5 protein-coding genes and 1 pseudogene are annotated in these 6272 nt (G+C 72.6%); 4 read left to right on the forward strand and 2 right to left on the reverse strand.

The window, feature by feature from the left end:
• The first annotated feature begins 46 nt into the window (after positions 1-46).
• The 4 genes from murJ to CCR87_RS12425 all read left to right on the forward strand — a co-directional run bounded on the left by murJ (position 47) and on the right by CCR87_RS12425 (position 4861).
• Positions 47-1591, forward strand: coding sequence for a murein biosynthesis integral membrane protein MurJ (murJ, locus tag CCR87_RS12410; protein ID WP_201157843.1), 1545 nt, complete (start codon positions 47-49; stop codon positions 1589-1591).
• Positions 1592-1819: 228 nt separating this feature from the next.
• A complete protein-coding gene (locus CCR87_RS12415) occupies positions 1820-2905 on the forward strand; it encodes a zinc-binding metallopeptidase family protein (protein ID WP_201157844.1) in 1086 nt (361 codons plus the stop codon).
• Positions 2902-4317: a dihydrolipoyl dehydrogenase gene (locus CCR87_RS12420; protein ID WP_201157845.1), complete on the forward strand. Its 1416-nt coding sequence runs from the start codon at positions 2902-2904 to the stop codon at positions 4315-4317. The genes CCR87_RS12415 and CCR87_RS12420 overlap by 4 nt, the downstream gene beginning before the upstream one ends.
• Positions 4318-4399: 82 nt before the next feature.
• Complete coding sequence (locus tag CCR87_RS12425; RefSeq protein WP_201157846.1) at positions 4400-4861, forward strand: NUDIX hydrolase; 462 nt, start codon at positions 4400-4402, stop codon at positions 4859-4861.
• A 513-nt stretch (positions 4862-5374) separates the two neighbouring features.
• Here CCR87_RS12425 and CCR87_RS12430 read toward each other — a convergent pair.
• Both CCR87_RS12430 and CCR87_RS12435 read right to left on the reverse strand, forming a co-directional pair.
• Complete coding sequence (locus CCR87_RS12430; protein ID WP_201157847.1) at positions 5375-6061, reverse strand: ABC transporter ATP-binding protein; 687 nt, start codon at positions 6059-6061, stop codon at positions 5375-5377.
• Positions 6058-6272, reverse strand: a pseudogene (locus CCR87_RS12435) (ABC transporter permease); the annotation flags it as partial. The pseudogene CCR87_RS12435 and the gene CCR87_RS12430, both read right to left, overlap by 4 nt.

Below are 6272 nucleotides of genomic sequence, written 5' to 3' on the forward strand. Positions count from 1 at the left end.
CACGCGGCAGACCGGAGCCCACTCCACCCCACACGGGAGACACCCCTTGAGGCCCATCCGCCTGCTGGCCGCCTTCCTGACCGTCAGCCTCTGGACCTTTGTCAGCCGGATCGCGGGGTTCGTGCGCGACGTGCTGATTGCAGCGTATCTGGGCGCGGGCCCGGTGGCCGAGGCGTTCCTGATCGCCTTCACCCTGCCCAACATGTTCCGCCGCTTCTTTGCCGAGGGCGCGTTCGCGGTGGCGTTCGTGCCCATGTTCGCCAAGCGGCTGGAGGGCGGCGAGAACGCGACCGAGTTCGGCCGCGACGCCTTTGCCGGTCTGGCGAGCGTGCTGATCGTCTTCACGCTGGTGGCGCTGGCGGGGATGCCGTGGCTGGTGCTGGCGATGGCGGGGGGGTTCTATGGCGATGCGCGGTTCGATCTGGCGGTGCATTACGGGCGCATCTGCTTTCCCTACATCCTGTTCATCTCGCTGGCGGCGCTGCTGTCGGGGGTGCTGAACGCGATGGGCCGGTTCCTCGCGGCGGCGGCCACGCCCACGCTGCTGAACGTGGTGTTCATCGCAGCGATCCTGTGGGCCGCGCGTGCCGGCTGGCCGATGGGCGAGACGCTGGCCTGGGCGGTGCCGATCTCGGGGGTGGCGCAGCTGGCCATGCTTTGGGTGGCGGCGCGGCGCGCGGGCTTCACCCCGGTGCTGCGGCTGCCGCGCCTGACGCCCGAGATGAAGCGGCTGGCGGTGATCGCGGGGCCGGCGATGCTGGCGGGCGGGGTGGTGCAGATCAACCTGATCGTGGGGCGCCAGGTGGCGTCCTTCCACGAGGGCGCGGTGGCGTGGCTGAGCTATGCCGACCGCCTGTACCAGTTGCCGCTGGGCATCGTGGGCATCGCCATCGGGGTGGTGCTGCTGCCGGACCTGTCGCGCCGCCTGCGGGCCGACGACGCGCAGGGTGGGCGCGACAGCTACAACCGCGCCACCGAATTCGCCCTGATCCTCAGCGTGCCGGCCGCGGTGGGCCTGATGGTGGTCGCCCACCCCATCGTGTCGGTCCTGTTCGAGCGTGGCGCCTTCGGCCCCACCGACACCGCCGCCACGGCGCTGGCGGTGGCGATCTATGGCCTCGGGCTGCCGGCGTTCGTGCTGCACAAGGTCATGCAGCCGCTCTATTTCGCGCGGGAGGACACGCGGCGGCCGTTCCGGTTTGCGGTCTGGGCGATGGTGGTCAACGCGGTGGTGGCGATCGGGCTGGCGCCGGTGATCGGCTTCATCGCCGCGGCGATCGCGACCACGCTGGCGGGCTGGACCATGGTGGGTCAACTGGCGCTGGGCGCGCGCGGAATGGGCCCCGAGGGGCGCTACGACGACCGCCTGCGCCGGCGCCTGCCGCGCATCCTGCTGGCGGCTGTCGGCATGGGGGCGGTGCTGTGGCCGACCGAGGCGCTGCTGGCCGAGGCGCTGGCGACGCCGGGCCTGCGCTATGCGGCGCTGGCGGGGCTGATCGGGGTGGGGGGCGCCAGCTATGCCGCGCTCGGGGCGCTGACGGGGGCGTTCCGGCCCAGCGATCTGCGGCGTGCCCTGCGCCGCGGCGGCTGAGGGCCCCCGCGCCATCACGGCGGGGATAGGTGGTGTCGCCCGCGTCTGGGGCTGTGGCGGGGGCCCGCGCAGGCGCATGTGCCGGGGGCAGGGCCTGCGGCGGGGGTTGTAGCCGCGCCCCGGGCGCACGACATCGGGTGCATGGGCGCGCCATCGCGTCGCCCGATGCCATGGGGCGGGCCGAGCGGACATGACACCTCTCAACCACAGCAGCGGACGGGGCGCGCGATGAAACTCCTTGCCTGTCCCGCTTGCGGGGCGACGGTGTATTTCAACAACAGCCTGTGCACCGCCTGCGGCGCCGAGATCGGCTTTGCCCCCGGCGCGATGGCGATGGTGGCCCCCGGCCCGGACGGATCGGCGACGGTGCAGGGGCGCCGCTGGCGCAAGTGTACCCATTACGCGCAGCTGATGGGCTGCAACTGGATGGTGGAGGGGGAGGACGCGGGCCTCACGCAGCCGTTCTGCGTGTCATGCCGGTTGAACCGCACCGTCCCCGACCTGTCGCAGCCCTGGAACCGGACGCTGTGGAAACGGCTGGAGGAGGAAAAGCGCCGCCTGATCTATGCCGCGCTGCGCCTTGGCCTGCCGGTGGCGCCGATGGCGGACGGGCCCGGCGGCCTTGCGTTCGATTTCCTTGCCGATGTCGCGCCCAGCTTCTCCGAGACCGGGCGGGTGATGACCGGTCACGCCGAGGGGCTGATCACCATCAACATCGCCGAGGCCGATCCGGTCGCGCGCGAGCGCATGCGCGCCCAGATGGCCGAACCCTATCGCACGATCCTGGGCCATCTGCGCCATGAATCGGGGCATTATTACTGGGACCGGCTGGTGCGCGGCACCGCCCTTCTGGGGCCGTTCCGGGCGCTGTTCGGGGATGATTCGGCCGATTACAACGCCGCGCTGGCGCAGCATTACGCCAACGGCCCGCCCCCCGACTGGCCGCAGCACCACGTCAGCGCCTATGCCGCCGCCCACCCGTGGGAGGATTGGGCCGAAAGCTGGAACCACTATCTGCTGATGCTCGACACGCTGGAGACGGCCTGGGCGTTCGGCCTCGGCCTCGATCCGGGGGCGACGGCGGCGCGGGCGCTGGCGGCCGACCCCGCGCGCGATCCCTATCGCCCGACCGACTTCGACACGCTGGTGGCACAGTGGCTGCCGCTGACGGTGGCAATCAACGCGCTGAACGCCTCGATGGGGCACGAGCCGGCGTATCCCTTTGCGCTGGGCGCCGTGGCCCTGCGCAAGCTGGCGTTCGTCCACGCCGTCGTCCGCGGCACCCCACCCCCCGAACCCGGAGGATATCCATGACCCGAACCGTTGACGTGGCCATCGTCGGCGCCGGCACCGCCGGTCTCAGCGCGCTGCGCGAGGTGCGCCGCGAAACCGATGACTTCGTGCTGATCGACGCGGGCGACTGGGGCACCACCTGTGCGGCGCGCGGCTGCATGCCCTCCAAGGCGCTGATCGAGGCCGCCAACGCCCTTCACCGCCGTCACAGCTTCGCCGAGTTCGGCCTGCGCGGGGCCGAGGGGGTGTCGGCCGACATCCCCGCCGTGCTGGCACGCGTGCGCGCGCTGCGCGACGATTTCGTCAAGGGGCCGCAATCGGTCCACCGCACGCTGGGCGACCGGGCCATCGCGGGGCGTGCGCGCCTGCTGGCCCCCGACCGGCTGGAGGTGAACGGCGACGTCATCCACGCCCGTGCCATCATCCTGGCGCCGGGCAGCCATCCGGTGGTGCCCGGCCCCTGGGCCGCGCTGGGCGACCGGGTGCTGACCTCCGACACCCTGTTCGAGCTTCCGGACCTGCCGCGGCGCATCGCGGTGGTGGGCCTGGGCGCGATCGGGGTGGAACTGGCGCAGGCGCTGGCGCGGCTGGGCTGCACGGTGACGGGGTTCGACGCCGCCGACACCGTGGCGGGGCTGCGCGACCCGGACATGCTGGCCACCCTGCTGACGGTGCTGGAGGCGGACATGGCCGTGCATCTGGGCGCCGAGGTCACGGTGGAGGACGCCGGGGGCGGCCTGCGCGTGACGGGCGGCGGCCGCGATGTCACGGTCGATGCGGTGCTCGCGGCGCTGGGCCGGGCGCCCAACGTCAAGGGGCTGGGGCTGGAGACGCTCGGCGTCGATCTGGACGCCCGCGGCCTGCCGCAGGTCGACCCCAACACCCTGCGCATCGGGGATCTGGCGGTCTGGATGGCGGGCGACGCCAACGCCGACCGCGCGCTTCTGCACGAGGCCGCGGACGAGGGCCACATCGCCGGGCGCAATGCCGTCGCCTCCGATCCGCAACCCCATTGCCGCCGCACGCCGCTGTCGATCGTGTTCTGCGCCCCGCAGGTGGCCCGCGTCGGCACCGCGCCGGCCGACTGCAACCCCGCGACCACCGCCACCGCCACCGTGGACTTTGCCCGGCAGGGCCGCGCGCGCACCATGGCCAGCGCCCACGGCCGGCTGACGGTGGCCGCCGACCGCCGCACCGGCACCCTGCGCGGCGCCGAGATCTGCGCCCCGGCCGGCGAGCACATGGCCCATCTGCTGGCGCTGGCGGTGGAACAGGGCCTGAGCGTCGCGGCGATTCTGGCGATGCCGTTCTATCACCCGGTGCTGGAGGAAGGCCTGCGCAGCGCGCTGCGCGATCTGGCCCGTGAGGTCGGCGATGCCGGAAGCTCGGACCTGTCGCCCTGTCCGCCGCTGGGCATCGCGGCGCTGGAATAGGGTGGCGGCGCGGCAATGGCGGGTTTTCATTGAATCTTCATGAAAAGCCACCATAGTCCCGCGATGCTCCGAGAGGATGGCCATGACGCAACACCCCCTGTTCCGGCTTCTGGACGACACGGTCGGTCCGATGCTGCGCCGCCCGCCGCAGTTGCAGGTGGCCGCCGTGTGCACACGCGCCGCGCCCAGGGGGGGGTGTGACGTCCTTCTTGTGACCAGCCGGGGCACCGGGCGCTGGATCCTGCCCAAGGGCTGGCCAATGGCCGGGCGCACCCTCGCCCAGGCCGCCTGCCAGGAGGCGTGGGAGGAAGCGGGCGTGCGCGGCAACGTCGATCCCGATCCCTTGGGCCATTATACCACCGAGAAGGTCACCGACGGCGGCCTGCCCATGCCCTGCCGGGTGGAGGTATTCCGCGTGCATGTGCACGACGTCCGAAAGGACTTTCCCGAAGCGGGCCAGCGCACCCGCCGATGGGTCAGCCCGGCCGAGGCCGCGACGATGGTGCGCGAACCCGGCCTGCGCGCGCTGCTGCTGACGCTGTGATGCACGCACAGGCCGGGGCGCGCACCGGGGGCGGAGCCCTGCGCGGACCGTCGACGGCGGGCGCCCCCCCTCAGGTCAAGGCCGGGGGCGCGGGGATGGTGTGACGATCCGAGCCCGCTGACCATCCGCCCCATACGCCCGGGACTTCGGCGGCGGTCACTGCCGCTCCATCCTGCGCCGCGATCCGGCGGATGGATCTGGCCCTCTCGTCGTGGTTTCAGGTTCTGGCCCCAAGCTCTCGTCCACCCGCCCTCTCGTCCACCCGGCGGGGCCACGCCGTCCGGGCTGCCCCTCGCGCACCGGGGACGCCATCCGGCAAATACTGCCACCAAAAGGGGGCGGGGTCCTGGCGTCGACGCGACATCGGTGCGGATGATCCCGGGGGCGGCGGGCGTCCGTCGGCGGGGTCCGGCCGCGACCGACCGGATCGCCGGGGATCGCGCGGGGATGACCCGTCCGGCATCACGGCCGCAGCCGCGGCGGGTCGGCCCGCCGCCCCCCCGACCGCTGCGGTCACGTCGGGGCATCGCGGACCAGCCCGTCGCCGACCACGATCCGGCGGTGGCATCCGGCGGCGATCTTCTCGTCATGGGTGGAGATCAGGAAGGTGGTGCCCTCGTCGCGGTTGATCTCGGCGATCAGGGCCATCACCTGCATGGCCGATGCGCGGTCGAGGTTGCCGGTCGGCTCGTCGGCCAGCACAAGCTCGGGGCGGTTCATCAGCGCCCGGGCAACCGCGACGCGCTGCTTCTGGCCCCCCGACAGCGCAGCCGAGGGGAAGTGCACCCGCGCCTCCAGCCCCATGCGGACCAGCAGCTCGCGGCCACGTGCGCGGGCGGCGGGCGTCTCGCGGCCCGCGCGGACGGCGGTCGGGAAGATCACGTTCTCCAGCGCGGTGAAGTCCGGCAACAGGTTGTGGAACTGAAAGACAAAGCCGATGTGGCGGTTGCGGAACTCGGTCAGGGCGGCGTCATCGGCGGCGACCAGATCCAGGCCCAGCATCCGGTGACTGCCCGATGTGGGCTTCATCAGCGTGCCGAGGATGGTCAGCAGCGTGCTCTTGCCCGAGCCCGACGGGCCCAGCAGCGCCGCCAGATCGCCCGCCTCCAGCGTCAGCGACAGGCCGCGCAGCACATGGGTCGCCGCCTCGCCCGCGCCGAAGGTCTTGACCAGGTCGCGCACCTCCAGCAGCGCGGTCATTGGCCGATCGCCGTCACCGGATCGACCCGCGCCGCCGCCCGCGCAGGCAGGATCGAGGCCAGCACCGCGCCGATCACCGTCAGCGTGATCGCCAGCCCGTAGGAGCCCTGGGTGATGTCCATCGGCAGCGTGCCCGACACGAACTCGCCGCGGCTGGGGAACGGCAGCAGCGCCAGATAGCCCAGCGCCGCCCCCGTCACGCCCCCCATCA

This window comes from Rhodobaculum claviforme (assembly GCF_016653255.1).
GTDB classification, from domain to species: domain Bacteria; phylum Pseudomonadota; class Alphaproteobacteria; order Rhodobacterales; family Rhodobacteraceae; genus Rhodobaculum; species Rhodobaculum claviforme.

Excerpts from the sequence above, each read along its gene's own strand:
- CCR87_RS12430 (WP_201157847.1), bottom strand. The coding sequence starts at position 6,061 with ATGACCGCGCTGCTGGAGGTGCGCGACCTGGTCAAGACCTTCGGCGCG.
- CCR87_RS12425 (WP_201157846.1), top strand. The coding sequence starts at position 4,400 with ATGACGCAACACCCCCTGTTCCGGCTTCTGGACGACACGGTCGGTCCG.
- CCR87_RS12420 (WP_201157845.1), top strand. The coding sequence starts at position 2,902 with ATGACCCGAACCGTTGACGTGGCCATCGTCGGCGCCGGCACCGCCGGT.
- CCR87_RS12415 (WP_201157844.1), top strand. The coding sequence starts at position 1,820 with ATGAAACTCCTTGCCTGTCCCGCTTGCGGGGCGACGGTGTATTTCAAC.